Here is a 25,902-nt window from a genome sequence, read left to right as displayed (position 1 = left end):
AGTCCGTAAATCGGCTCATATGAATTTGGCTTCGGTTTGCAGCAGCGAAACCAGCTCGGCAGCCTGTTCGTTCAGCGTTCCCTGCAGCACCCGTCCGGCCTGCCGTTTCGGGGGAGCGAAGAGGAGCGTGCGCTCCGTTTTCGGGGCGAGGTCCGCCGTACTTACCCCAAGGTCATCCGGTTCGAGTTGGCGGAACGACTTCTTCTTGGCCTTCATAATCCCGGGCAGGGAAGGGTAGCGCGGTTCGTTGAGCCCTTGCTGGGCGGTAAGCAGCGCCGGCAGCGGCAGTTCGACCGTTTCCGTATCCCCCTCCGCGTCGCGGACCGCGACCGCTAGGCCGTCGGAAACGTCAAGTTTGACGACCGCCGAGACATGGGGGACGCCGAGCAGCCGGGCCAACCGGACGGCTACCTGACCGGCGCCGTTGTCGACCGAGAAATAGCCGCCAAGAATGAAATCGAAGGGCCGATCGCGGAAGTAGGCGGCTAACAATGCGGCGATTCCGGATTCGTCGGTCCGGAAACCATCGTCCGAGATCAGCACGGCTTCATCCGCGCCCATCGCGAGAGCCGTGCGCAGCGCTTCCGCGGCGCGTTCGGGGCCGACGGATACCGCCGTCACGGTTCCGCCGTGCTTTTCCTTCAAGCGGAGCGCTTCCTCCACGGCGTATTCATCATAGGGATTGATGATATACTTCACGCCGTCTTCGCGGATTTCGCCGCTTTCTATCGCAATCTTTTCCTCCGTGTCAAAGGTTTGCTTCAGGATTACGTAAAGATCCATCGCCAATTCTCCTCTCAACCTCGTTTGGAGGGACCGGGTTATTTCAAGCCCCTCAGGAAAAAATCCACCGTCTTGTCGACCTGGGCGGACAGGGAGTATTTCCGTCCGGAAATCAGCCAGGAGGTCACAACCTCGTCCATCGCGCCGAAAACAAGATGCCGGGTCAGCTTCGTATCGAGATCGGCGCGAAAGCTCTTTTCCTCGATCCCCCGGATTAAAATCTGCTCGATCAACTGGATATAAGGCTTCACCGACAAACCGATCGCCTTGCGCAGCTCCAGGGAACTTTGGCGAAGCTCGATCTGTGTCACATAGGCCAGATTGACATTTTGCTCGAGCCGGGTGAAGTGGATTTCGCACACTTTGCGCAGCGCCTCGTCCGCCGTGCCGGATTCCTCGATGCTGGCGTTAAACAAAGCGACCAGTTTACCCAGCCGATCTTCGAACAGCGAAATCAGAATGTCTTCTTTTTTCTTGAAGTACAAATAAATCGTACCGTCCGCAACCCCAGCCTCCTTGGCGATTTTGGATACCTGTGAGCCGTGAAACCCGTTTTCGGCGATGACTTTCTCCGCGGCATCCAAAATCATTTCAAATTTTTCTTGTTTTCTACTTGTCATGACGACACCTCAATGCTAAAATTTAAAGCAACTGAATGAATACTCATTCATTTTTCTATATCTTAGGAGAAACCGAGCGCTTTGTCAATAGAATGCGCTTTATAAAACCAAGGGATTGTAAACGCTTACTATGGCTTGGCTATCTCAGTGTCCACTTGCATTCATTTTTGTCGGCTTATTTTCAGGGAAAGGCGGGAGCAAAAATGGTGTGGCCGTTGATTCATCTGGCGCTGTTTTTGGGCGTTACGGGAGTTGGGATTTATCTATTCTGGAGGGTCGTTTATCACCGCTATCTATATGTGCGTCTGGGGCGGCCAATTGGTTTCCGCAGTCGAATGAAAGGAGGGGGGATGGAGTTCGTTTCCCAGGTTTTCGGTCAAAGAAAGCTGTTAAAAGACCCCAAGAGCGGGATCATGCACGCCGTGATTTTTTACGGATTCATTATTTTGCAGTTTGGGGCGGTCGACCTGATCGTCAAGGGATTAACGGAAGGCGGGCATCTCCCGCTTCCGGCCTACGATGTATTCGGGTTATTGCAGGAGATCACCGTCCTGCTTGTTTTGGCGGCCATGGGCTACGCCGCTTATCGCCGCTACGGGGAGAAGCTTCCCCGGTTAAAAAGAGGCTGGAAACCCAGCATCGTCGTCCTCTTCATTTTCTTCTTGATGCTCACTGTCATTTTGTCGCTGGGTTTTGAACGCCTGTGGCTTGGATTGGAGCACTCCGCGCTCGCACCGACTTCATCACTCATTGCAGAACTCTTCTCCGGAATTTCCGCACACGGCGCCGAAATCGGGTTTTATGTTTTCTGGTGGCTGCATCTGCTGGTTCTACTCTCTTTTCTCGTTTATGTCCCGCAATCCAAACACTTTCATCTCATCACGGCTCCGCTCAATATCTGGCTCCGGCGGAGAGAACCGGCCGGCCGATTGGCCTCCCTCGATCTCGAGGATGAGGAAGCGGAGAGCTTCGGCGCAGGAAAAATCGAGAATTTCACCCAAAAGCAAATGCTTGACTTCTACGCTTGTGTGGAATGCGGGCGATGTACCAACGTGTGTCCCGCTTCAAACACCGGGAAGACGCTGTCCCCGATGCACCTGATCACGAAGCTGCGGGATCATTTGACGGAAAAGGGCGCGGTGATGACTGGTAAGCCGCCGTGGTCGCCCGGATTTGTATTCTCGCCGGAGGGAGCCGTCACGCACGGCGTTTCGGTGGGAAACGCCGCGGCCGCAGAGTGGGCAGAGCCGGCGGGGATGACGGGTATCGGGCCGACGCTCGCCTGGCAGAAGCAAACCTGGACGGCACGGGAACCCGGCACCGATCCCGCCGGTCTGGAACTGATCGGCGATGTGATGACGGAGGACGAAATCTGGTCCTGCACCACCTGCCGAAACTGCGAAGATCAATGCCCCGTCGGCAATGAGCATGTCGACAAAATCATCGATCTGCGCCGTCATCTCATATTGATGCAGGGGAGCGTCCCCCAGGAAGGGCAGCGTGCGCTTATGAATATCGAGCGCCAGGGCAACCCCTGGGGCATCAGCCGGGGCGGCAGGGCCGAGTGGACGGGAGAAGTGGAAGGCGTCAAAGTGCCGACTGTCAAAGAACGCCCGGATTTTGAGTATCTGTTTTTCGTCGGTTCCATGGGCTCCTATGACCTGCGCAGCCGCAAAGTCGCCCGGGCGTTTGTCCGGCTTCTGCAACGGGCGAATGTGAGTTTCGCCATCCTCGGAAACGAGGAGAAGAACTCGGGCGATACGCCGCGGCGGATGGGCAATGAACTGCTGTTCCAACAGCTGTGCCGGGAGAACATCGATCTTTTCCGGAAATACGGCGTCAAAAAGATCGTCACGGCCTGCCCGCATACCTTTAATACGTTCAAAAACGAATATCCCGAATTTGGCTTGGAGGAGGTGGAAGTGCTGCATCATTCGCAGCTGCTGGAACAGCTCATCCGGGAAGGCCAGCTGCGTCCCGATTATGCAGTGAAAGAGCGGATTACCTATCATGATTCCTGTTACCTGGGGCGTTATAACGGCATCTATGAACAGCCGCGAAACGTCCTGCGGGCGATCCCCGGCGTCGAATTGGTCGAGATGGCCCGCACCAGGGAAAACGCTATGTGCTGCGGGGCCGGCGGCGGATTGATGTGGATGGAAGAAACCGGCGGCAAACGGATCAATCTGGCCCGCACGGAGCAAGCCCTGGAAGTGAACCCTGGCGTTATCAGCAGCGCCTGTCCTTACTGTCTGACCATGCTGGAGGACGGGACAAAGATGAAGGAGGTGGAAATGAAAGTTCAAGCGAAGGATATCGCCGAACTGCTGGAATTATCCGTATTCGGTGAAAGCGCCAAACCAAATGAGTCCATTCATTAGAACGGAGGGTTCATGAATATGATGAGAACAATTCGTCAAGCCGCCGTTATCGGATCCGGCATTATGGGTTCGGGCATCGCCGCCCAGTTTGCGAACGCGGGCATCCCCTGCCTGCTGCTCGATCTTGTACCGTCGCGGCTCACCCCAGAGGAGACGGCCCGGGGATACACGAAGGAGCATCCCGCCGTGCGAAACCGGCTGGCTATCTCGGCGATCGAGCGATTGACAAAGACATCCCCCGCTCCCTTGTACGACAACGATTTTGCCGGACGCATCACCCCGGGGAATCTGGAGGACGATCTTGACCGGATCGGAGAAGCGGATTGGGTCGTCGAAGCGGTGGTGGAAAACCTAAACGCCAAAAAGGAGCTCTTGGCCAAACTGGAACCGCACCTGCGCCCGGGCACGATCGTCAGCACCAACACTTCGGGCATTTCCGTCAATGCCATGGCGGAAGGGAGGTCCCCGGAATTCCGCAAGCATTTTCTCGGGACGCATTTTTTTAATCCGCCCAGATATATGCAACTGCTCGAAATCATTCCCGGGGAGTCGACCGATCCCGGCCTGGTCAAGGAATTGAGCGCTTTTTGCGAATCGAGGCTGGGAAAAACCGTGGTGCGGGCCAAAGACACCCCGAATTTCATCGCCAACCGGATCGGCACCTACGGCTTGTTGATGACGCTCAAAATCATGCTGGAAAAAGGCTACACCGTGGAGGAGGTCGATGCGGTTACCGGTCCGGCACTGGGGCGGCCCAAAAGCGCGACCTTCCGCACGCTGGATTTGGTCGGGCTCGATACGTTTCTTCATGTAGCGGATAATGTGCACACGAATACAGCCGACCCGGGCGAGAAAGATGCATTTGCGGTCCCGGAGCTGCTCAAGGTCATGGTATCGCAGGGAAGGCTTGGGGAGAAAGCGGGGCAAGGGTTTTACCGGAAGGAAAAGGGATCGGGCGGAAGCCGGATCCTGGCGCTCGATTTGAACAGCATGGAATACCGGCCGCAATCCAGGCCGGCCTCGGGGTCTCTGGAAGCAGCCAAATTGGCGAAAGGAGCCGCGGCCAAAACCGCCGCATTGCTGGCCGGAAAAGACCGCTATGCGGACTTGGCCTGGGAAGTGCTAAAGCCGGTGCTGATTTATGCCGCCGGGAAACTCGGAGAAATCGCGGACAGCATCCGGGATATCGATGAAGCGATGAAGTGGGGGTTCAACTGGGAAATGGGTCCGTTCGAACTGTGGGACGCTATCGGCCTGGAGCGTTCCGCCGCGCGAATGGAAGCGGAAGGGGCGGTCCTTCCCGCCTGGGTGAAGGAATGGATGGCTGCTGGCAACCGTTCGTTCTACAAACGGGAGGACGGCAAGCTGTTCCACGTCAGTGAAGGCCGCTACACCAGTGTGGAATTTCCGCCGGAAGTCATCTCTTTGCGGGAACTGAGAGAGCGGAACAAGGTGGTCAAAGCGAATAGCGGCGCGAGTCTCATCGACTTGGGCGACGGGGTGGCCTGCCTGGAGTTTCACTCGCCGAACAATGCGATCGGAGCGGATATCCTGACGATGATCTCGCATAGCGTGGAGGAGGTTCGGCGGAATTTTACGGGCCTGGTCATCGCCAACCAGGGCAGAAATTTCTGCGTCGGCGCCAACTTGATGCTGCTGCTGATGGAGGCCCAGGATGAAGAATGGGATGAGGTGGATGAGATCATCCGGCTGTTCCAGAACACGATGTACCGGCTGAAGCGGTTCGAGAAGCCGGTCGTGGCCGCCCCGCACCGCATGACCCTGGGCGGCGGCGTCGAAGCCTGTATGCCGGCGGATCAGGTGATCGCGGCAGCCGAGACTTACTACGGCTTGGTGGAGGTCGGCGTCGGTCTCATCCCCGCGGGAGGCGGCTGTAAAGAAATGGCGCTGCGGGCCAGCGAGCGGGTCGGGCTTCCGGAAGCGGATCTGCAGCCCTACCTCAGCCGGATTTTCGAGACGATCGGGACGGCGAAGGTGTCCGCCAGCGGTCATGATGCCATCAAGCTCGGTTACCTGCGGGAAACCGACCGGGTCGTGATGCATCCGGATCACCGTATTTACGAGGCGAAGCGGGCGGTGCTGCGGATGGCCGCTTCGGGTTACGAGCCGATCCCCGAGAAGAAGATCCGCGTTATCGGTTCCGAAGGCAAAGCGGTGCTTCGCCTCGGCGCACTCGGCATGAGAGAAGCCGGGTTTATCACCGACCATGATTTGCTGATCGCGGGCAAGCTGGCGCATGTGTTAGCCGGAGGGGATGTGCCCGCGGGTTCCCTGGTGACGGAGCAGTATTTGCTCGATCTGGAGCGGGAGGCGTTTTTGAGTCTTTGCGGCGAACCGAAAACAAGAGAGCGCATGCAGCATATGCTCACCAAGGGGAAGCCGCTGCGGAATTAATTGAGTCTTGGGGAGGGTGATGAGATGAAGGAAGCGGTTATTGTTTCGCTGGCCCGGACCGCGGTGGGGAAAGCCAAGCGGGGCAGCCTGGCGCAGACGCGGGCGGACGATTTGGGGAAAGCGGTACTGGAAGCGGTGATCGACCGGGCGCCGGGTTTGGAGAAGGCTGACGTGGAGGATATCATCATCGGCTGCGCGATGCCGGAAGGAGAGCAGGGACTTAATTTCGCCCGGATCATGTCGCTGTATGCCGGGTTCCCGGTCACCGTACCGGCGATGACGATCAACCGGTTTTGCTGCTCGGGTCTGCAATCGATCGCGCTCGCGGCCGAGCGGATTATGCTGGGGCATGCGGAGGTCGTTATTGCCGGCGGAGTGGAAAGCATGAGCCACGTGCCGATGACGGGGTTCAAAGCGTCGCCAAATCCGAAAATCGTGGACGACATGCCGGAAGTTTATATGGCGATGGGGCATACCGCGGAACGGGTGGCGGAGCGCTTCGGCATCTCCCGCGAGGATCAGGACCGGTTCGCGCTCCGCTCGCACCAGAAGGCCGCCACGGCGATTGCCGAAGGCAAGTTCAAGGAGGAGGTCGTGCCGTTTCAAGCGGAGTATACGCAAATCGGCGATGACGGAAAGCCGGTCAAGAATACGTTGATGTTCGACACGGATGAAGGCGTTCGCCCGGACACCTCCTTGGAAGCCCTGACGAAGCTAAAGCCGGGGTTCAAGGCGGGCGGAACGGTGACGGCGGGCAATACGTCGCAGATGAGCGACGGCGCCGCGGCGGTCGCCGTGATGAGCCGGGAACGGGCCGATTGGCTGGGTCTCCGGCCGCTGGCGACCTTCCGTTCCTTCGCCTTGTCCGGGGTGGAGCCGGAACTGATGGGCGTCGGGCCGGTCGAAGCGATTCCCAAGGCGCTGCGGCTGGCGGGCATCGGGCTACAAGACGTTTCGCTGTTCGAAATTAACGAGGCTTTTGCTTCCCAATGCCTGCATATTATCCGCGAGTTAAACCTTGACGAGGACAAAGTCAATGTCAACGGCGGAGCGATTGCGCTCGGTCATCCGCTCGGATGTACCGGCACGAAGCTGAGCGCCACCCTGATTCAGGAGCTGCGCCGCCGCGGGGGCGGTTACGGCGTGGTGTCCATGTGCATCGGCGGAGGTATGGGAGCGGCCGGCGTGTTTGAGGTTCATAGTTAATCGGAAACGAAGGAGAGGATCACGATGAATTATGAGACGATGAGCAAGGTGCTAGGCGGTAGCTTTGTCATTGAAGAAGGCGATTACCGCAGTGTGGTCACCCCCGAGGATTTTACCGAGGAGCAGCGTATGATTGCGGATACGACGGTGCAGTTTGTCGAGGGGGAGATCGTCCCCAGGGACGAGGAGATCGAGAACCTCGACTATGGACTGACGGTCGAACTGCTCCGCAAGGCCGGGGATTTGGGGCTGCTCGGCGCCGACGTTCCCGAGGCCTATGGCGGGCTCGGATTGGATAAGGTCAGCACCACGCTGATCAACGAGAAGCTGACCAGGGGCTCCTCGTTCGCGTTATCCTTCGGCGCCCATGTCGGCATCGGCACGCTTCCGATCGTGTATTTCGGGACGGAGGCGCAGAAACGGAAATACTTGCCGGAGCTTGCCAGCGGCGCCAAAATCGCCGCCTACTGCCTGACCGAGCCTTCTTCCGGCTCGGATGCGCTCGGGGCCAAAGCGACGGCGAAGCTGGCCGAAGACGGCTCCCATTACGTGCTGAACGGAACGAAGCAGTTCATTACGAACGCGGGATTTGCCGATATTTTTATCGTTTATGCCAAAGTGGACGGGAAGGACTTCAGTACGTTTATCGTCGAGCGGGAGATGGAAGGCGTCAGCATCGGACCGGAGGAAAAGAAAATGGGCATCAAGGGTTCGTCCACGTGCCCGCTGATTCTGGAAGATGTCAAAGTGCCTGCGGAGAACCTGCTGTGGGAGGTCGGCAAAGGTCATTTGATCGCCTTCAACATCCTGAACATCGGCCGTTTTAAGCTGGCGGCGGGCTGTGTGGGCGCGGCGAAGGACGCCATCGAGCTCAGCGCCGCATATGCTAATGAACGGGCCCAGTTCGGCCGGAGTCTCTCGACATTCCCGCTCGTCGGAAAAAAACTGGCCGAGATGAATATCCGTACCTTCGTGATGGAAAGCATGGTCTACCGGACCGCCGGTCTGTTCGATATCGGGCTGGCCGAGGTGAATTATGAAAGCCCGGACGTCGGGTACCAGTCCGCAAAAGCGATTGCGGAATATCAGCTCGAGTGCTCGATCAATAAAGTGTTCGCTTCGGAAGCGCTGGATTTCGTGGCGGACGAGGGCGTTCAAATCCATGGGGGATACGGGTTTACCCGGGAATACCGCATTGAGCGGATCTACCGCGATTCCAGGATCAACCGGATCTTCGAAGGGACGAATGAGATCAATCGTCTGCTGATCCCCGGGGCCCTAATCAAACGGGCGATGAAAGGGGAACTTCCGCTGATGGAAAAGGCTCTGAAACTGCAGGCCGAACTGATGGAGCCGTTGCCCGCCAAGTCCTTTGAAGGAACGCTGGAGCAGGAAACGCATCTGCTGGCCATGGCGAAAAAGATCTTCCTGATGGCCGGCGCCCAAGCGGTCCAGAAATACCAGACGAAACTGGATCAGGAGCAGGAGATTCTGGCGCATCTGGCGGATATGATGATTGAGATCTACGCGATGGAAAGCGCTCTCTTCCGCACCCGGAAAATGATCGACCGGTCCGGAGAGGATAAGGCGCGGCTGGCCATTGAGATGACGACCGCCTTCGTTCATGATCAATTCGGGCTGATCGCAAACGGAGCAAGGGAGGTGCTGTCGGCCATGGAAAGCGGGGATACCTTACGGACCCAATTGTCCATCCTCAAAAAACTGGCGAAACAGCCGGCTGTGGACCTCCTGCATTTGAAACGTTCGATCGCCGAGCGGGTCATCCGCGCGGAGAAATATGTGGTGTAGAAGGAAGCTAATCTACGGGAGGGAAGGCGATGTTGTCCGACAAGCCATGGTTAAGACATTATCCCGCCGAAGTACCACCGACCTACACTTATCCTCAGCAAAACTTGGCCCAGTTTCTTGTGCAATCCGCCGCAGACCATCCGAAAGGATGCGCGCTTGATTTTTTCGGTAAAAAAATCACTTACGCCCGTCTGCTGGAGCAGAGTTACCGTTTTGCCCGGGCGCTGCTGCGCCTCGGAATAGTCAAAGGGGACCGGGTTGCCGTGATGCTCCCGAATTGCCCGCAAGCTGTGATCGCTTATTACGGCACCTTGCTGATGGGCGGCATCGTCGTCATGACGAATCCGCTGTATATGCCCCGGGAACTGGAGCATCAGCTCACGGATTCGGGGGCACGCCTCATCGTGACGCTCGACGTTCTGGTCGCCAGAGTGAAGTCGTCCATGGAGCACCGTCCGCTGGAGAAAATCATCGTTACCCGTTTGCAGGACTATCTGCCTTTTCCCAAGAATGCCCTATATCCGATCAAGGCCCGTAAAGAAGGAATGAAGCCCGAAGTTGCTTACGGCGATTATGTACTCTCTTTCACGGCCCTGTTGAGGCAGTCCTCGCCCGACCCTGTCGAGGCGGCGCTGAAGCCGGACGAGGACCTGGCTCTTCTGCAGTATACGGGCGGAACGACCGGGTATGCCAAGGGGGTCATGCTGACCCACAGCAACCTGGTCGCCAACACTTTGCAGAGCCGGCTATGGTTCTACCGCTCCCGGGCGGGACACGAACGGTATATGGCGGCGCTTCCCTTTTTTCATGTATTTGGGATGACCGTTCTCCTAAATCAGGCCATTTCGCTGGGCTGTACCCTCCTGCTTGTCCCGAGATTCGAAGTCGGGCAGGTGCTGCGGATGATCGACCGCAAGAAACCGACGGTTTTTCCCGGGGCGCCCACCATGTACGTGGCCATGATCAATCGCCCCGACATCGCCCGCTATAATTTGTCGTCGATTCGGGTGTGCATCAGCGGGGCGGCATCGCTGCCCCTCGAGGTGCAGTCCCGGTTCGAGGCGCTGTCTGGGGGCAAGCTGATCGAAGGATATGGATTGACGGAGGCCTCGCCGGTCACGCATGCCAATAATATTTGGGAGAAGCGGAGGAATGGATCTATCGGTATTCCTTTCCCCGACACGGAGGCGAAAATCGTCGAGCCGGATACGTTAACGGAAGTGATGCCCGGCGAGATCGGCGAATTGGCCGTGAAAGGCCCGCAAGTGATGAAGGGGTACTGGAACCAGCCGGAGGAAACTTACAAATGCCTGAAGGACGGTTGGCTGCTGACCGGGGATCTGGGCAGGATGGATGAGGACGGGTTTTTCTATATTTTGGACCGGAGAAAGGATCTCATTATTGCCGGCGGCTACAACATCTACCCCCGAGAAGTGGAGGAAGTGCTGTTCGAGCATCCCGGCGTAGCGGAAGCCATCGTGGCAGGGGTGTATGACCCCTATCGCGGAGAGACGGTCAAAGCATATATCGTACCGCGGGCCGGCGCCGTTCCCGATGAAGAAGAGTTGAAGCTGTGGTGCAAAGGCAAGCTTGCGGCTTACAAGGTCCCCAAAATCTACGAGTTTCGGGAGAGCCTTCCCAAGACGCTGGCCGGAAAGGTGCTCCGCCGTAAACTGGTCGAAGAAGAGGCCGCAAGGCTGCAAAGCAGACCAGTCGACGATGAGACGGGGCGGAAAGGAGGGTGATGAAATGAAAGCGAATACAGAGGAACGGCATCCGGAATGGGAGGCATGGAGCCAGTCCGCAAAGGGGACTTTATGGGATTTGCTCGGCTGCAAGCTGGAAGCCGCGGATGACCGGAAAGTTGTCGCTACGCTCGAGATTCAGCCGCATCACTTGAACATGATCGGGATTTTACACGGCGGGGTTCACGCGGCGATGATGGACTCGGCCATGGGGCTGCTGGCCATGATCTTAAAACCGGGCGCGAGCGTGGTGACGACCAATCTCAATCTTAACTATGTGGCCAAGGCGGAGTCCGGACAGGGGCCGGTTACCGTAACGGCCGAGGCGATCCATGTTTCGCGCAAATCGGTTACCGCCCAAGCATCGCTGCTTACGAGGGATGGGGACTTGTGCGCCTTTGGTACGGGGACGTTTCGGATAACCTAGATCCGATTATGGTCACTATCCGTTTATTCATTCGTTGCAAGACTCGTCGGTAGTATACCGTACGGGTCTTTTTTTGGCATTTCCGTCATTGACGTAATTAGTTGTCTTTGTTATAGTTGTTTAAGCAACTAATAAAGAGAGGAAGTGCTATATGGAAGCGCAGGATACCCATCTGGCCATTGGCTTTATTATGGGCGTTACATACCGGAAAATTGCCGGCCTCCTGCAAAGCAGGTTGCGGGAGTACGACATTACTCCGGAGCAGTGGTCCGTGTTGTTTCAGATCGACCGTTCCGCAGGGTTGATCCAGCGGGAAATCGCCCGCCGCACGGGGAAAGACAAGCCGACCACGACCCGGATCCTCGATCATCTGGAGAAGAAAGGGCTCGTGTACAAGGAAGCGGGGAAACAGGATCGCCGCTCTTTTCTCGTCTTCAGCACGGAACAGGGCAAGACGATGATCCGAGAAACCCTCTCCATAGAGGCCGGAGTTACCGAGGACGTGAAGGAGTGTATGACCGGGGAGGAATACGGGTTGCTTTTGGAACTTCTTATGCGGATTAATTGCCATGTCGGCAGCTTGTTGGATGCCGAAAGTACATTATAGAAATGATAGAGTGGGGGAAATCATCTTGAATCAGGAACTTAACGGGGACAGGTTATGGGGCAAATCGTTCATATCCTTGACGATATGCTCCTTTTTACTGTTCTTGAATTTGCAAATGCTGTTGTCGTCGTTTCCCGCCTACGTCAAAAATGAGTTTCAAGCCGGGGACTTGCAGGTTAGTCTGGTGACGAGCGTTTTTGCGCTTTCCGCCATCCTTACCCGTTTCTTGACGGCTGCGCTCTTAAAAAAATGGTCCAGAAACCTGCTGCTATATGCCGGTCTGGTCATCGCCGCCATCACGACGGGCATTTATGTGTTGGCCGGCTCGGTCGGAAGCCTGCTGCTGATGCGCGCCGGTTACGGAATCGGGTTCGGGATGGCCAGCACCATTTTGCCGACCCTCGTCTCCCAAATCATTCCTCTCCGTCGAATGGGGGAGGGAATCGGATATTTTGGTTTGTCCACGAGCCTGGCGATGTCGATCGGACCGATGATCGGATTAAATATGATGAAGCAGGCCGGATTCGGTATGCTTAGCGCGGCCGGTGCGGTCACGGTCGCTTTGATTCTGCCGATTTTGCTGCTCAGCCGTTCGATTCCGCCAGCCCCGCAAATCCAGAGCCCCGGCGGGGAGGCGGGTGAAAAGAAGTCTGCCAAATTCAACACAAAGCTGCTGTTGCCGGCCCTGCTCAATGTGACGTTATCGATTACTTATAGCGGTTTGTTAAGCTTTATCGCTTTATTTGGAGAATTCATGCACCTCGCGCAGGTTGGATTATTCTTTCTATTCAATGCGGTGACGGTCATCGTGATTCGCCCGATTTCGGGACGCGTGTTTGACCGCAGAGGCCCCGCGGCCGTGTTGATTCCGGCAGCTATCCTGGTTGTGGCGAGCATGACCGTGCTGTCGTATGCGGCATCGATGCCGCTGTTGATTCTGTCGGCGCTCCTATACGGCCTAGGCTTCGGAGCTATCCAGCCGACGATACAAGCCTGGATGCTTCGTTCTTGCGCACCCGAGCAGTACGGCACGGCTAACAGCATGTTTTACAATTCCACAGATTTTGGAGTGGCCATTGGCGCAATAATCCTGGGGGCGATCGCTTCCGCGACCAATTATGCGATTATGTACCGTTATTCCGCCGGATTTATGATTCTTTTCCTCGTGTTGTTTGTTATTTTCCATGTGTTTACATTGAGAAGAAAGTCCTCTTGATTTTAAGATCACCCGCCCGTCGTGTGCCTGTCGTTCTTGGCCCGGCGGGCCTTGCTTCGTCTCGCGCCGAGTTGGGCCATGGCGAAGAAGATGCAGATAAACACGCCGATGGTCAGCGTGTCGATCCATACGGCCTCATAATAAATCGGAGGAAATTTCCGGAACAGCCCGGAGACAGCAAGACCCGCAGCCTGGAAGGCATAAAGCAGCAGTGTATCCAAGAGAGGGCGGAACCAGCGCCGTGTTATCCTCCAATACCTGCCGAAGATAAATAGGGCAGCCACATTGATCATAATGAACGTGAAGGATGGCGAATGGTCCGAAAAAAGATCACCCTCCAAATCCCAGTTCGGCATCCATACGGCGGCGATCAGCAGGTTGAACAGAAGAAGCCCCCCGTACAAAGGTTTAAACCATTTCTTATCGTTTTGTTCTTGTTTTATTTCCCTGGCGCGCTCCATTTCCGGGCTGCGCCAAGCCGGAGGCTCTTTTCTTGTCGTAGTTCCGATGTCACTCAAAGAACCTTCTCCCATGTAGGGTTCTTTCTCCAATTGCCCGTAACCGGTTTGGTAATCCGCAGGAGCGACCAGGGAGACATTTGCGGTGGAAGTCATCACGGTCACCTCTTGGCTCAAAAATCGCCCGACCCATTGAAGAACCTCCTCTTTGTTCTCCATCCCGAAAAAAGCATAATCCGTTTCCCCACGCTCATTCTCCCACTGGATGATCATCTGGGCGCCTATGCAGTAAGATCCCGGCCTGTTCCCGGCGGTGGGGATATAGCGTGTTTTTCTGGCAACCAGAACTTCTCTCATGCTGCCATAGGGAATCAGCCGCTTCGTTTCCGTTCCTTTTTTCAGATCTTTATAATTGCTGAAGAATCCCTCGTCATTCAGCCCCGTCTCAAACTGATGATCGGTGTATAATTTGCTGTTCTTCCATGTGAACCAGGCTGCCCAGGAGATAACGGCACCGGTAAACAGGGACAGCAGCGCGCCGCCCCACAACCCCGTCCACAGCAGATAAGCGCCTAGTCCGAAGCCGCCGAGACTCAACAGGGCCAGAAAGAAGAAAATCACGAGATGTGCGATTTTCGCCCAGCCCGGAATCTGATTGGAGTAATTCAAACTGTCGCCTTTGCGCATTTCAATCACGGATCATTCTCTCCCTTTGACTTATGTTGTTTCCATCTGATTATAACATTGATAGAGCTTAACTTATGAAGAATACCGTTGAAAGAGTAGGGTATATTACAAAATACGACAAATACGGAAAGGGTAAGGGGTAATGGTGGACAAAGGAAACCAAGGTTCCGACAAAAACCTTCCTTCGGATCTATCGCAGAGCGTGGAGATTGTCCGGAATCGTTTGGGCAAAAGCTCCGATTTCAAAGCGCGGGAGATCATATTGCCCGGGCAAAGCTCTCCTGTCGCGGCGATTTGTTATTTCAACGGGCTGGTGGATCTGAAGAGCATCAACAAAATGATAGCCACCGTCAACGATTACTTACTGGGAGAAAAGCAGGGGGATCCTTCGCCTTCTTCCATTGAGGATATCATTCCAGGGGATTTGAGAAAGTCGGGCAATATCGATAACCTGATCCAAGCTTTGCTTGATGGTTCAACGGTGATGCTGATCGACGGGCTCCCTAGCGCGGCGATCGTTTCACTTCCCGGGGGAAAGAGGAGAGCCGTGGAGGAGCCTTCCTCGCAAACGGTGATTCGCGGACCTAAGGAAGGCTTTACGGAGGACGTTGCGACCAACATTGCGTTAATCCGGCGAAAAATTCGATCCCCGGAGTTAAGATTTGAAGACCGCACGATCGGACGCGTTACAAAAACGCGGGTCTCGGTGGCTTATATCAAGGGGATCGCTAAAGATGAAGTCGTAAAAGAGGTGTTCACACGGCTCGATCGTATTGATGTCGATAGTATTCTGGAAAGCGGGTATATCGAGGAGTATATCCAAGACACGACGGCTACGCCTTTTCCGACCCTTATTAACACGGAGCGTCCGGATGCCGTCGCGGGAAATCTCCTGGACGGCCAGGTCGCCATTCTGGTGGACGGTAGTCCATTTGTGTTGGTTGCTCCCGTAACTTTCTTCAAGTTCTTTCTTGCGAGTGAAGACTATTACCAACGGTATGATATTTCCAGCTTTCTCCGTCTGATCCGGCTATTTTCCTTCTTGATGGCTTTGCTGCTGCCCTCGCTCTATATCGCGGTGACGACATTCCAGCAGGAAATGATTCCGACCACGCTGCTGATCAGTCTCGCCGCCCAACGGGAGGGGACGCCGTTGCCGGCTTTGCTTGAAGCTCTGCTGATGGAACTGACTTTCGAGGTCATCCGCGAAGCCGGCGTGCGCATGCCTAGGGTGGTCGGGCCGGCCATCTCCATTGTCGGCGCGCTCGTTTTAGGGCAGGCCGCCGTACAGGCTGGGCTCGTGTCCGCTGCGATGGTCATTATCGTTTCCTTTACGGCGATCTCAAATTTTGTGATCCCGTACTTCAGTATGTCTGCGGCGGTTCGGCTCGTTCGTTTCGGGCTGATGCTGCTTGCCGGCACTTTCGGACTGTACGGAATTCTGGCGGGAGGAATTCCCTTGTTGGTGCACATGATTTCGCTAAGATCGTTTGGAGTTCCTTATTTTCTGCCCCTTTCTCCGTTAAGCTTCAACAATTTGAAGGATGTGTTGATTAGGGCGCCATGGCCCTTGCTTAAAACACGGCCGTCCCATTTCAGTGCCAACAATCGGGTTCGTCAATCCTCCACGAAGAGAGAGAAGAAAACGAACTAAGGAGAACCGAGATGCGTAAGTTAAAAGCTTGCTTTTTGTTATTGTTATTGTCTTTGTTTCTGGCAGGATGCTGGAACCGTACGGAGCTGAATGAATTGGGCATTACCGTCGCGACAGGATTTGACCGGGAGAACGGAAAATGGTCAATGTCCTATCAAATGGTCGTACCTTCGGCAATGGGAACGGGGCAAGGCGGAAGCGGGGGAAGTGGGGGCGGCGGCAGGCCAAGCGTGCATGTATTTACGACGGAAGGTACTTCAATTAGAGAGGCTGCTGATATGGGTTATGTCGAAAATCCGCGAAGACTCTATTTCGCGCATACGGATATTCTCATCATTGGCCGGGAAGCGGCCGAGTACGGTATCAATCAGATTTTGGGGCTTTATTTTCGAAACAACGATGCGCGGGAAACCGTGCTGGTCGCATTGACGGACGGAAAAGCAAGAGACATTTTATTAAAGCTGGTTCCCGCGGAGAAGATGCCGGGTCCGGCCCTGGCCGATATTATCCAGAAAGAAAGCACCTTCTCTTCGATTTTTCCCAAGATCAGAGTATATGAGCTGGCCCAAAAAATACTGTCGGATGCCGGAGGAGCGGGAGTTCCCGCAATCCAGTTTAGCGGTAAGGATGATCATGGGATGGAGTCCATGGAAACCGAAAAAACGATTTCATCGTCAAGTAAGCTTAAACTGACCAAGTTAGGCGTTTTTCGCCGCAACCAATTTATCGGATGGATGAACCGTGAGGAAAGCTTCGGGATCTCCTGGCTCTCCAATCAAGTGAAAGGCAGTACTTTGGCGTTCGGCTGCCCGGAAACCGATAATAAAAGCAGACAATCGGCCTTTCGGGTTACCAATGCCAAAACAACCGTCAAACCGGTGAAATCCGGGGAGCATTTTAAAATGAAAATTAAGGTGAGGGTCAAGGGGGACTTGTTGGAATTCCAGTGTAAAGGGGATTTGACCAAACCTGAAGAGATCCGCAAGATCGAGAAAACATTGGAAGAAGAAATTCAGTCGATAATTCAAAGCGGTTGGAAGGCAGCGCAAAAGATGCGTGTTGATCTTCCCGGATTTGCCGATAAGGTTCACCGCAAATATCCGAAGGCATGGAAAGAGAAAAAAGCCTCTTGGGAAGAGGAGCTGGCAAGCATCGAGCTTGATTTGGATATCAAAGTGTCCGTGCAGCGGCCGGGTTTAACAAATAAATCGTTCGATCAGCTTCAAAAAGAAACCGTCGAGCAGGACAGTTAACAAAATAGAGAGGAGAGGGAGCATGAAAAACGAAGAGAGCCGATTAACCGAGCTGATCGCCTGTTTTGTCCTCTTTGAGATCGGCAGCACCACTCTGTTCCAGATTGCTGCGGATGCCGGCCAGGACGCCTGGCTTGCCATGCTGATCGGGTCTGCCGTCGGTTTTATGCTGCTCCTTCTATACCTCTGGATCCATAAGATGAATCCGAATCGAAGCCTTTACGAGATGTGCGTCCATTTTTACGGAAAGTGGCTGGGTAAGGGCGTGGGTTTTATATTGGTGTTCTACTTTGCTTACGAATCCTCACGGAACTTACGGGACCTCGGAGAACTTGCCGCGTTTGCGCTATTGAATCGGACTCCCTTGGCGGTCCTCATGTTAATCGGTATTCTTGTCGTGGGCAACAGCGTTCGTTATGGGGCCCACATTGTGTTTTTAGTCTGTCTTGCCATGCTGCCTACCGTTCTTCTAAGCTATTTGCTGCTCATCTTTATGATCATAGGAAAAGGGATGCTTCATTTTGAATATATGCAGCCGGTTCTGGAAAACGGGTTCGGCCCTGTCATATCGGCCGCCTTGCCCGAGACGGTTTCCTTTCCTTTCGGGCAAAGCCTGCTGTTTCTTGTCTTTTTCCCGATGGTAAGAAAGGATAAAAACCTGGGAAAAGCCATGCTGATCTCATATATCTGCACTGCGGTTGTTTTAACGGTGATCAATCAGATCAATATTTTGGTGTTGGGTCCGACGTTGACCAAGTTAACGTTATTTCCGCTGCTTCAAGTCGTGCAATTAATCGAGGCGGCGGAGGTTTTTGAGCGGATGGACGTGCTGTTTGTCATTGTTTTATTTGTCGGGTTAGGGACCAAAATCATTATGTTTTACATCGGAGCAGTCACCGGACTCGCCCAGATCACAAAAATCGGATACAGGAAATGGGTTCTTCCCATAGGAGCGCTTATCTTTGGTGCGAGTTTCCTTTCCCCTAATTTCTCCCACCATCTTTGGGTCGGAATCGATGTGATTTTAAACAAGTTGGATCCATACTTCCAGTTCGGATTACCGCTTGTTCTGCTTACCGTCATGCTGCTGCGGCGGAAAAAAAGAATGCAGGAATAACGGGCGCCTTGCCCGGTTAGTTATTTGCCTTTTCGGGTGAGTTCCGTGAGGCGGTCCCACTCTTCTTTGGTCAGCTCGGCGAGGTCGTTGAACTGGCCCGCCCCCCTCAACCATTCGCCGCCGTCGATGGCGATAACTTCGCCATTGATATAAGAAGCGGCGTCGGACACGAGAAAAGCGGCGAGATCCGCCAATTCGCCGGGAGAGCCGGTCCGGCCGAGGGGAAGGCGCGCCATCATTTTGGCCTCAAGCTCCGGGGTCGGGGAGAGGCGGGAGCCCGCGCCTTCCGTCGGGAAGACCCCGGGAGCGATCGCGGCTTGACGGATGCCGTAGGGCGCCCACTCGACGGCGAGCGACCGGGTCAGCGCGAGTACGCCGGCTTTGGCGGCGGCGGAGGGGGCAACATAGCCCGAGCCGGTCAGGGCATAGGTCGTGACGATGTTCAGCATCACGCCTTTGCGCTTTTGCTCAACCCAGCGTTTGCCGACTTCCAGTGTCATATAAAAAGTTCCGTGCAGCACGATGCCGAGCACAGCGTCCACCGCTCTGGGGGACAGGCGCTCCGTCGGACTGATGAAATTGCCCGCCGCATTGTTCACGAGCACATCCACACCGCCGTAATGCCGTTCCACCGCCTCCACCAATTCCCGGACCTGCTCCGGATCCCTCACATCGCACGTCTTATAGAATACGGGGCTGCCATTTCTTTTTTCCAGCCCTGCAGCCGCTTGCCGAAGAATCTCTTCACGGCGGCCGCAGATCGCAAGCTTCGCCCCCAGCTCCAAAAAACGGCTGCCCATCGCCAGACCAAGCCCGGTTCCGCCTCCGGTCACCAAGATAATTTTTCCTTCCAACAGTTGTTCCTGAAAGATCCCCATCCCCAAGCTCTCCTTTCGGAATCGATTTCGCATATCCTAGAGGTATTCGCGCACACGACGCTTTAAACCTTTTAGCGGCATTTTGCTGCGACGAAAAAACCGCCCCGAATCTCCGGGGCGGCTTGGCGAAAGGCTTATTCTTTTGCCGATTTGGAATCTGTAAATGCTGCCGGTTTGGCAACCCACTCATCGGCTTCCGGTTCGATATCAACGCCGTTTTCCATTTTCTTCTTCTCGGCCAAAGAATCTCCTTCATGCGGTTTGTTGCGCAGTTCGGCTTCATCGCGGTATTGGTTATTGTCCTGATTAGGCATGGTCAAATCCTCCTTTAGATGTCGGTTTCTGGGGTGATTCCTTATTTATAGTTACCCGTTACCGCTATTTACAAACATTTTTTCGATAGAATATAAAAGCGCTTTAACTTTTAATAAAAATGGTATATAATGCCTTTGTAGGACATCCTTGCTAACACAGAATTCCGGCCTGCAGTTTCTATTATGAAGACTTAAGGAGGAATGATCATGGTAAGGTCAAGGACGATTCGCGCAAGACACGGCAAGAGGCAATGGAAGTGGATCAACTTTTTGCTGATGGTGGTGCTGCTCGTGCCTACGGTATCTTTTTTACCCGACAGCGAGGTTTATGCGGCTTCGCCAAACCGGCCGTTTCCCCAGCAAGTGGATTACCCCGGCGTCATCAAACCCTCCCACGTCAGTCAGGACAACATGAATCAATCCGTTTCCGCTTACTATGATTACTGGAAGTCCAAGTATTTAAAGCATGATTTGAAGTCTTTACCCGGCGGGTATTACGTTAAAGGAAATATTACCGGAAATCCCGACGGATTTAAAGCTTTGGGCTCATCCGAAGGCCAAGGCTACGGGATGGTCATCTCCGCCCTGATGGCGGGATACGATCCCCAGGCGCAGACGATTTATAATGGATTATTCAAAACTGCACGCGCTTATAAAAGCTCCGGAAATTCGAATCTGATGGGTTGGGTCGTGGCCGATGATGTTCGGGCCCAGGGCCATTTCGGTTCAGCGACAGATGGTGACCTGGATATCGCCTATTCGTTAATCCTGGCTCATCATCAATGGGGATCGGACGGCGAGGTCAACTATTTGAACGAAGCCCGGAAAATGATTAACAGCGGGATCAAAGCGAGCTATGTGACGAATCAGCGCCGGATCAATCTGGGGGATTGGGACAGCAAGAATGCGTTAAATACCCGCCCATCCGATTGGATGTTGAGCCATTTCCGGGCTTTTCATGAGGTCACCGGGGACCAGGTTTGGATCGATGTGATCGACAATCTCTACCGGGTATACAATCAGTTCAGCACGAAATATTCTTCTTCTACCGGACTGATTTCCGATTTTGTCGTCGAGGATCCGCCCAAACCAGCCCCGGAATATTACTTGGATGAATTTAAGGAAACAAACCAATATTACTATAACGCGAGCCGCTTCCCGCTTCGGATTGTGATGGATTACGCCTTATACGGCGACTCCAGGGGCAAGGCCGCGGCCGATAAACTGGCGAAGTGGATCAAGTCCAAGAGCAACAATAACCCGGCGAATATCAAGAACGGATACAAGATGGATGGAACGCCGATCGGCGACTACGCGACCGCCGTGTTCGTCGCCCCGCTGATCGCCGCGGGAACGGCGGACGGTGCCAATCAAGCCTGGGTGAACGCGGGTTGGGATTGGATCAAGAATAAGAAAGAGGATTATTTTAGCGACACTTATAATCTTTTATGCATGCTGTATCTTTCCGGTAACTGGTGGATTCCGTCCGGACAAGCTCCGGAGCCGGCAGTCAACCTGGGACTGAATAAACCGGCGGTGTCCAGCTCGATCGAGGGAATGGGTTTTGAGGCGGGTAAAGCGTTTGACGGTAACCTGGTTTCCCGCTGGGCCAGCAACGAAGGGACGGATCCCGAATGGATATATGTCGATTTGGGCAGTGTTCAGTCCGTTTCCGGAGTAAAGCTGAAATGGGAGGATGCCCACGCCACCCAATTCAAAATTCAGGTTTCTTCCGAGACCGGCGGAAATCCGGTCAACTGGACCGATGTCGCAACGGTCACCAACGGGGATGGAGGAGAAGATTCTTTCACTTTCGCCCCCCAGAACGCCAGATACGTAAGAATGTACGGGACGCAGCGGGGGACATCGTACGGTTATTCTTTGTACGAGTTTGAAGTATACGGTGAAAACTGAGGTCATTTTAAAAAAAAGGAAGCCGGACGCTTATCGTCCGGCTTCCTTGGCATGTGCGGCAATGTTTCCGGGTTTTGTACTCACCCGAGTGCCACGATATTGGGACGGAGACAAACCGGTCACGCGCTTAAACATTTTTGAAAAGAGCAGCGGGTCGCTGTAGCCGACGGAGCGCGCCACGTCGGCGACCGACAGGCTGAGGGACTCCAGCAGTTCCCTCGCTTTGTTCATGCGAAATTGCAGCAGATATTTTTGCGGCGACAGGTTCATTCTCTCTTTGAACAACGTGGAGAGGTAAACCCGATCGATCCCGATCATCCGGGCAAGCTCGGTGATGCTGACCGGATTGGAGTAATTCATCCGGATATATTCGATCGTCCGGTCCACGTAACGTGTTTTGAGAGCCGGTTGGGAGGAGGCCCCGCGGTTTGAGAGCATCTCTCCCAGCCAGTCGGCCAAAAACCGGTATAACCCGCTGCGCAGGGCCAATCCGCAGATCGGTTCAGGCCGGCCTAAGGTCTGCTCAAACTCGTCCAAATACGTATCGAACCAGGTGGGACGGGAGCATTCGAACACGGGCCGATCCCGGTTCAATCCCGCAGTTTCGAGCAAAGTTTCCGCATCTTCACCCTCGAACGCGATCCAGGAGTACACCCAAGGTTCGGCTTCGTCCGCCTTCATGCAGCAGATCTGCCCGGGATAAACGGCAAAGCCGCCCCCTTTTTCAAGCTCGTATTGTTGACCGTTTAAATCGTACCGGCCTTTACCCTCATGGATAAACAGCAGCTTATACTGTTCTTTGATGCCCGGGCCCCAGCAGTATCCCCGTTCACAATGCTGCTTGCCGTGATAACAGTAAGATATCGAGTATTGGGTCGTCATTATATTTTGCTCCTGTTCTCAAAGTACAATTACATTATGCCATGAAAATACAACATCCGGGTATTTATTTTGGGGCTGATTGCTCAGTATAATCAGGATGTAATCGCTAGTTCCTCTTAATATGATTACATATAAAAAAGGCCCTCCCAAGAGGACCTAAATCATCAGAATTTCACGGATTTCCTGTTCCGTCAGACTGGACAGCGCTTCTTGTCCGGGCTCGATCACTTCATCGATAAGATCTCTTTTCTTTTGCTGAAGCTCGTACATTTTCTCTTCAACGGTATTTTCGGTGATGAGCCGAATGACCTGTACGACACTTTTTTGTCCCATGCGATGCGCCCGATCGGCCGCTTGCTGCTCGACCGCCGGATTCCACCAGAGATCGTAAAGGATCACCGTATCGGCGCCGGTCAAATTGAGCCCGGTACCTCCGGCTTTCAAAGAGATCAGAAACAAATCGCGTTCGCCGTCATTGAAACGGGAGCACAATTGAACGCGCTCGGAAGGCGGCGTTTTACCATCCAGATAGAAAAAGGGGACACCGCGATAACCCAGTTCCTTGCCGATCAAGCCGAGCATTTCGGTGAACTGCGAGAAAATCAGCAAGCGTCTGCCGGAGCTGAGACATTCCTCCGTGATTTCCAGCAGTTGCTCGAACTTGGCCGAACTGCCTCCGTAATCCTCGACGAACAAGGCGGGATGGCAGCATATCTGGCGAAGACGGGTCAGTCCAGCCAAGATGCGGATCCGGTTCTTCTGGAAGCTCTCTTCGTTCAGATGTTTTAGAGTTTCCTGTTGCAGTTGGGCCAGAAGGGCGGCATAGAGCTTCTTCTGCTCCGGAAGCAATTCCGAGGTCTGCACGGTTTCGATTTTTTCGGGAAGCTCTTTAAGAACATCGGTCTTTAAGCGCCGGAGCAAGAACGGGCGGATCATTTTGGCGATCTGCTCCCGGCTTAACTCGTGAAACTGCTGGCGGTTTTGGAACAGGGCCGGGAAAACGACGTCATAAATCGACCAAAGCTCCTCCAGTTTGTTTTCCACCGGCGTTCCGGTCAAGGCAAAGCGGTGCTTGGCCTGCAGCGCCTTAACCGCCTGCGCCGTTTGGGTAGCGTAATTCTTAAACGTTTGCGCTTCATCGAGAAACATGGTGTGAAACGCGTGTTTGGCGAAATGCTCAATATCCATACGCAGCACCGGATAGGAGACGATCAGCACGTCGGTTGCCGCGGCCTGCTTCAGCACCTGCAGCCTGTCGCTTTTACTGCCGTCGGCCACGGCGCAACGGATATCCGGAGCGAATTTTCGCAGTTCGTTCCTCCAGTTATAAACGAGGGAAGACGGAGCTACGATGAGAGCCGGCTGCTGCTGGTCCCGAATTTCCGGCAGGACCGAGAGGAGGAAGGCGATGCTTTGCAGGGTTTTGCCAAGGCCCATATCATCGGCGAGAATGCCGCCGAAACGGTAATGGGCCAGCATCTTCATCCACTGGTATCCGTACGCCTGATAATCGCGGAGAACGGATGCCAACTGCCGCGGCACCGGGAAATCCAGGCCGTCAGGATTTTTGATGTGATGCAGAAGCAGGCGGAAGCTTTTGTCCAGCTTGATGGAACTGCCGTACTTGTGCTCGTCCAGCAGATGAAGGCCTTTGGTCACCGGGACCCGAAATCCGTTTCCGGCCTCGCCTACCATATGCGGACCCAAATCGTTCATCAAGTTGACGATCTGCTTGAATTCTTCATTGTCGAGCGGCAGCAGGGCGCCTTCGGGAAGCCGGTAGTATTTCCTTTTTACTTCCAGGGCCTGAATCACTCCGCGGATTTCCTGTTCCGAGATCCCGCTCAGGTCAAAGGAGATTTCCAGCCAATCCGTTCGTTCTCCCAGTTGGACCGAAACCTTCGGCGGGGCGGAAACCGGAACGATCCGGGTCTTGACCGCCGAAGTGGCATAAACATCGAGCAGTTGTTCAAGCCGGGGGACGATATGCACCAGGAAATCGTATTCGGCCTCTTCTTCATCCAGAAAGTAGCCGCTTTCCGTCTTGACGAAAGAGCTTTCCTCCATAATCTCAAGGATCCGGCTTTCCTGTTCTTCGTCGCGCATTAGGATGAGATCGCTGCCTCGGGCGGTTCCGCTTTCGAGCGGGTTGAGGACGATATCGCCGTACTGGAATTCCAATCCGGCCAGAAGACGGTTGCGCACCCGGTCCAGATAAAGCCGGGCTTTCAGCGGGGATCTAACCATCCGCTCGGTGACGGTTTCCGCGATTTGTACGGAGCCCATTCTTTGCAAACCCGGGAGAACCTTCTGCATAAACGGCTCCATTTGATCGGCGGCGATATAGATATGATTTCTGCGGGAAGCATCCAGCATGTTTTTGAATTCCCGCAATCGCCGGCACCGGTCGACCGGCAGCTTCCGAAGTACGTCGTCCGTAAGAACCAGCCCGTAGTTTTCCAGGATTTTTAAATCGGCGAGCCCGTCGACATCCAGACGATAGCCGCCATCTTCGGCCCGGTCGAACCTGTATTTAACCGGGAGCGGTTCGTCCGAAATCGCGAACGGCCGAGGTTTTCCGAACCCGAGATCCAGCTTGACGGATGGGGCGGACGCTTGGAAGCTGCGGAGCAGTTCGGCCCAAGCGTAAGGAGGCAGAAGCAGGGTCCTTGTCTCTTTGTTTCGCCTTGAGGCTCCAACGCTCAATCTGGCATCTTCCTGATAAAGCCGCTCGTTTCGCGATACCTCGACCAGTTGGCGCAGAATGCTATCCTGTGCCGGTTCGAAACTATGAATCGCCGGATCATAAGTGAACTGTTCGGAGAAAGGGTAGTTTTCTCCACGTTCAAGATTGTTTAGAAAGTCGCGGATATGCTTGACAATATAGAGCCGGTTGCCGCCGATCTTAAGTTCGACGCCGAAGACGTACTGATTGGGGCCGACAGGCGATGGTTTGAGTATAAATTCGGCTTGCAGGCGGGTCCGGGAGTCAAAGCGGGACCCTGCGCTTTTTCTGCGTATTCCGCCTTCTGCAAATAGACCCATCACGTCCCGGGTTAGCCAAACGTCCCGGGAGGAGCCCCCGGATCGTAGTCTTGGCGAGGCGTGACGGTCCGCCAATTCGTTGAAGGACTCATCGGCGGGGCGGCCCTCGGGATACAACAGCGAGACGGAACGCGTCGGAAAGCCGGAGCCGGCTTGTTGTTCCCGAATCCCTAACAGGACGGCGGCGATATGTTTACAATTGTTGTTATATAGAGCGTAAGCGGGACATTGACATTCGGCGGATACATCGCCGTTGAGGTCGATGTGAACGAATACGCGGTAACTGTCGGTTCCGCGGACGATGGCCTGGTAGTGGCCGGCTTCCGGATCGGTGTGGGTGAAAGTAACTCTTTTTTGCCGGAAGTAGGCCTCGCCGCGATCGTACGCGATGCGTCCGCACAGCAGCTTGATCAGCCGCTCGGTTAAGGGTGAGCTCATGGGCGTACCCTCCTTAAAACCAGAAATTTTGACACTATATCATATTACCAGAA

At 54.6% G+C, this 25,902-nt stretch carries 19 protein-coding genes and 1 pseudogene; 13 read left to right on the top strand and 7 right to left on the bottom strand.

Translation table 11 applies throughout. The features are described 5' to 3' along the window. Nucleotides 1-15: 15 nt before the first annotated feature. A complete protein-coding gene (locus V4U84_RS00185; RefSeq protein ID WP_334076574.1) occupies nucleotides 16-783 on the bottom strand; it encodes an electron transfer flavoprotein subunit beta/FixA family protein in 768 nt (255 codons plus the stop codon). Nucleotides 784-821: 38 nt separating this feature from the next. Next, on the bottom strand, nucleotides 822-1,403 hold the full coding sequence (locus tag V4U84_RS00180; protein ID WP_334072776.1) for a TetR/AcrR family transcriptional regulator: 582 nt from the start codon (nucleotides 1,401-1,403) through the stop codon (nucleotides 822-824). A gap of 203 nt (nucleotides 1,404-1,606) precedes the next feature. Between V4U84_RS00180 and V4U84_RS00175 the strand changes: the two genes are divergently transcribed. The 8 genes from V4U84_RS00175 to V4U84_RS00140 all read left to right on the top strand — a co-directional run bounded on the left by V4U84_RS00175 (nucleotide 1,607) and on the right by V4U84_RS00140 (nucleotide 13,209). After that, nucleotides 1,607-3,784, top strand: coding sequence for a (Fe-S)-binding protein (locus tag V4U84_RS00175; protein WP_334076573.1), 2,178 nt, complete (start codon nucleotides 1,607-1,609; stop codon nucleotides 3,782-3,784). Between the two features lie 18 nt (nucleotides 3,785-3,802). After that, nucleotides 3,803-6,199, top strand: a complete 2,397-nt coding sequence (locus V4U84_RS00170; protein WP_334076572.1) for a 3-hydroxyacyl-CoA dehydrogenase/enoyl-CoA hydratase family protein — start codon at nucleotides 3,803-3,805, stop codon at nucleotides 6,197-6,199. A 24-nt stretch (nucleotides 6,200-6,223) separates the two neighbouring features. Continuing rightward, a complete protein-coding gene (locus tag V4U84_RS00165; protein WP_334076571.1) occupies nucleotides 6,224-7,405 on the top strand; it encodes an acetyl-CoA C-acyltransferase in 1,182 nt (393 codons plus the stop codon). A gap of 24 nt (nucleotides 7,406-7,429) precedes the next feature. Beyond that, entirely contained in the window at nucleotides 7,430-9,214 is a 1,785-nt protein-coding gene (locus tag V4U84_RS00160) for an acyl-CoA dehydrogenase family protein (RefSeq protein WP_334076570.1), read from the top strand. 29 nt (nucleotides 9,215-9,243) lie between these two features. Beyond that, the gene (locus V4U84_RS00155; RefSeq protein ID WP_334076569.1) at nucleotides 9,244-10,959 is read left to right on the top strand and encodes an AMP-binding protein; all 1,716 of its coding nucleotides are present in this window, start codon (nucleotides 9,244-9,246) and stop codon (nucleotides 10,957-10,959) included. Nucleotides 10,960-10,963: 4 nt separating this feature from the next. Beyond that, on the top strand, nucleotides 10,964-11,386 hold the full coding sequence (locus V4U84_RS00150; RefSeq protein ID WP_334076568.1) for a PaaI family thioesterase: 423 nt from the start codon (nucleotides 10,964-10,966) through the stop codon (nucleotides 11,384-11,386). Nucleotides 11,387-11,537: 151 nt separating this feature from the next. Further along, a complete protein-coding gene (locus V4U84_RS00145) occupies nucleotides 11,538-11,993 on the top strand; it encodes a MarR family winged helix-turn-helix transcriptional regulator (protein ID WP_334076567.1) in 456 nt (151 codons plus the stop codon). Nucleotides 11,994-12,018: 25 nt separating this feature from the next. Continuing rightward, complete coding sequence (locus V4U84_RS00140) at nucleotides 12,019-13,209, top strand: MFS transporter (RefSeq protein ID WP_334076566.1); 1,191 nt, start codon at nucleotides 12,019-12,021, stop codon at nucleotides 13,207-13,209. A gap of 8 nt (nucleotides 13,210-13,217) precedes the next feature. Here V4U84_RS00140 and V4U84_RS00135 read toward each other — a convergent pair whose 3' ends face one another. Beyond that, complete coding sequence (locus V4U84_RS00135) at nucleotides 13,218-14,363, bottom strand: hypothetical protein (protein ID WP_334076565.1); 1,146 nt, start codon at nucleotides 14,361-14,363, stop codon at nucleotides 13,218-13,220. Nucleotides 14,364-14,496: 133 nt separating this feature from the next. Here V4U84_RS00135 and V4U84_RS00130 point away from each other — a divergent pair, with 133 nt between their 5' ends. Genes V4U84_RS00130 through V4U84_RS00120 form a run of 3 tightly spaced genes read left to right on the top strand, consistent with a single transcriptional unit; the run spans nucleotide 14,497 to nucleotide 18,378 of the window. Next, entirely contained in the window at nucleotides 14,497-16,008 is a 1,512-nt protein-coding gene (locus tag V4U84_RS00130; RefSeq protein ID WP_334072767.1) for a spore germination protein, read from the top strand. Nucleotides 16,009-16,019: 11 nt separating this feature from the next. After that, nucleotides 16,020-17,261, top strand: a complete 1,242-nt coding sequence (locus tag V4U84_RS00125) for a Ger(x)C family spore germination protein (RefSeq protein WP_334076564.1) — start codon at nucleotides 16,020-16,022, stop codon at nucleotides 17,259-17,261. A 22-nt stretch (nucleotides 17,262-17,283) separates the two neighbouring features. Beyond that, nucleotides 17,284-18,378, top strand: coding sequence for a GerAB/ArcD/ProY family transporter (locus V4U84_RS00120; RefSeq protein ID WP_334076563.1), 1,095 nt, complete (start codon nucleotides 17,284-17,286; stop codon nucleotides 18,376-18,378). Nucleotides 18,379-18,398: 20 nt separating this feature from the next. Here V4U84_RS00120 and V4U84_RS00115 read toward each other — a convergent pair whose 3' ends face one another. Beyond that, a complete protein-coding gene (locus tag V4U84_RS00115; RefSeq protein ID WP_334076562.1) occupies nucleotides 18,399-19,256 on the bottom strand; it encodes an SDR family oxidoreductase in 858 nt (285 codons plus the stop codon). Nucleotides 19,257-19,390: 134 nt separating this feature from the next. Next, entirely contained in the window at nucleotides 19,391-19,570 is a 180-nt protein-coding gene (locus V4U84_RS00110) for a hypothetical protein (protein ID WP_334072763.1), read from the bottom strand. 315 nt (nucleotides 19,571-19,885) lie between these two features. Here V4U84_RS00110 and V4U84_RS00105 point away from each other — a divergent pair. Both V4U84_RS00105 and V4U84_RS00100 read left to right on the top strand, forming a co-directional pair. Continuing rightward, nucleotides 19,886-21,055, top strand: a pseudogene (locus V4U84_RS00105) (glycosyl hydrolase family 8); the annotation flags it as partial. Between the two features lie 51 nt (nucleotides 21,056-21,106). Beyond that, complete coding sequence (locus V4U84_RS00100) at nucleotides 21,107-21,484, top strand: discoidin domain-containing protein (protein WP_334073363.1); 378 nt, start codon at nucleotides 21,107-21,109, stop codon at nucleotides 21,482-21,484. A 30-nt stretch (nucleotides 21,485-21,514) separates the two neighbouring features. On the opposite strand, the gene V4U84_RS00095 is transcribed toward V4U84_RS00100, so the two are convergent. Both V4U84_RS00095 and V4U84_RS00090 read right to left on the bottom strand, forming a co-directional pair. Continuing rightward, nucleotides 21,515-22,366 (bottom strand): AraC family transcriptional regulator, encoded by an 852-nt coding sequence (locus tag V4U84_RS00095; RefSeq protein WP_334072762.1) that lies wholly within the window; start codon nucleotides 22,364-22,366, stop codon nucleotides 21,515-21,517. Between the two features lie 156 nt (nucleotides 22,367-22,522). Then, nucleotides 22,523-25,849, bottom strand: coding sequence for a DEAD/DEAH box helicase (locus tag V4U84_RS00090; protein ID WP_334072761.1), 3,327 nt, complete (start codon nucleotides 25,847-25,849; stop codon nucleotides 22,523-22,525). Nucleotides 25,850-25,902: the final 53 nt, after the last annotated feature.

The sequence above is a fragment of the Paenibacillus sanfengchensis genome, assembly GCF_036864765.1.
In the GTDB taxonomy this organism is placed as follows: domain Bacteria; phylum Bacillota; class Bacilli; order Paenibacillales; family Paenibacillaceae; genus Fontibacillus; species Fontibacillus sanfengchensis.
This window is presented reverse-complemented; position numbering and strand designations above follow the sequence as displayed.

What these genes read in the sequence shown, in the direction of transcription:
- V4U84_RS00160 (WP_334076570.1), top strand. Translation starts at nt 7,430, where the DNA reads ATGAATTATGAGACGATGAGCAAGGTGCTAGGCGGTAGCTTTGTCATT.
- V4U84_RS00120 (WP_334076563.1), top strand. Translation starts at nt 17,284, where the DNA reads ATGAAAAACGAAGAGAGCCGATTAACCGAGCTGATCGCCTGTTTTGTC.
- V4U84_RS00095 (WP_334072762.1), bottom strand. Translation starts at nt 22,366, where the DNA reads ATGACGACCCAATACTCGATATCTTACTGTTATCACGGCAAGCAGCAT.
- V4U84_RS00115 (WP_334076562.1), bottom strand. Translation starts at nt 19,256, where the DNA reads ATGGGGATCTTTCAGGAACAACTGTTGGAAGGAAAAATTATCTTGGTG.
- V4U84_RS00090 (WP_334072761.1), bottom strand. Translation starts at nt 25,849, where the DNA reads ATGAGCTCACCCTTAACCGAGCGGCTGATCAAGCTGCTGTGCGGACGC.
- V4U84_RS00130 (WP_334072767.1), top strand. Translation starts at nt 14,497, where the DNA reads ATGGTGGACAAAGGAAACCAAGGTTCCGACAAAAACCTTCCTTCGGAT.
- V4U84_RS00145 (WP_334076567.1), top strand. Translation starts at nt 11,538, where the DNA reads ATGGAAGCGCAGGATACCCATCTGGCCATTGGCTTTATTATGGGCGTT.
- V4U84_RS00155 (WP_334076569.1), top strand. Translation starts at nt 9,244, where the DNA reads ATGTTGTCCGACAAGCCATGGTTAAGACATTATCCCGCCGAAGTACCA.
- V4U84_RS00185 (WP_334076574.1), bottom strand. Translation starts at nt 783, where the DNA reads ATGGATCTTTACGTAATCCTGAAGCAAACCTTTGACACGGAGGAAAAG.
- V4U84_RS00170 (WP_334076572.1), top strand. Translation starts at nt 3,803, where the DNA reads ATGATGAGAACAATTCGTCAAGCCGCCGTTATCGGATCCGGCATTATG.
- V4U84_RS00165 (WP_334076571.1), top strand. Translation starts at nt 6,224, where the DNA reads ATGAAGGAAGCGGTTATTGTTTCGCTGGCCCGGACCGCGGTGGGGAAA.
- V4U84_RS00110 (WP_334072763.1), bottom strand. Translation starts at nt 19,570, where the DNA reads ATGCCTAATCAGGACAATAACCAATACCGCGATGAAGCCGAACTGCGC.
- V4U84_RS00175 (WP_334076573.1), top strand. Translation starts at nt 1,607, where the DNA reads ATGGTGTGGCCGTTGATTCATCTGGCGCTGTTTTTGGGCGTTACGGGA.
- V4U84_RS00180 (WP_334072776.1), bottom strand. Translation starts at nt 1,403, where the DNA reads ATGACAAGTAGAAAACAAGAAAAATTTGAAATGATTTTGGATGCCGCG.
- V4U84_RS00150 (WP_334076568.1), top strand. Translation starts at nt 10,964, where the DNA reads ATGAAAGCGAATACAGAGGAACGGCATCCGGAATGGGAGGCATGGAGC.
- V4U84_RS00125 (WP_334076564.1), top strand. Translation starts at nt 16,020, where the DNA reads ATGCGTAAGTTAAAAGCTTGCTTTTTGTTATTGTTATTGTCTTTGTTT.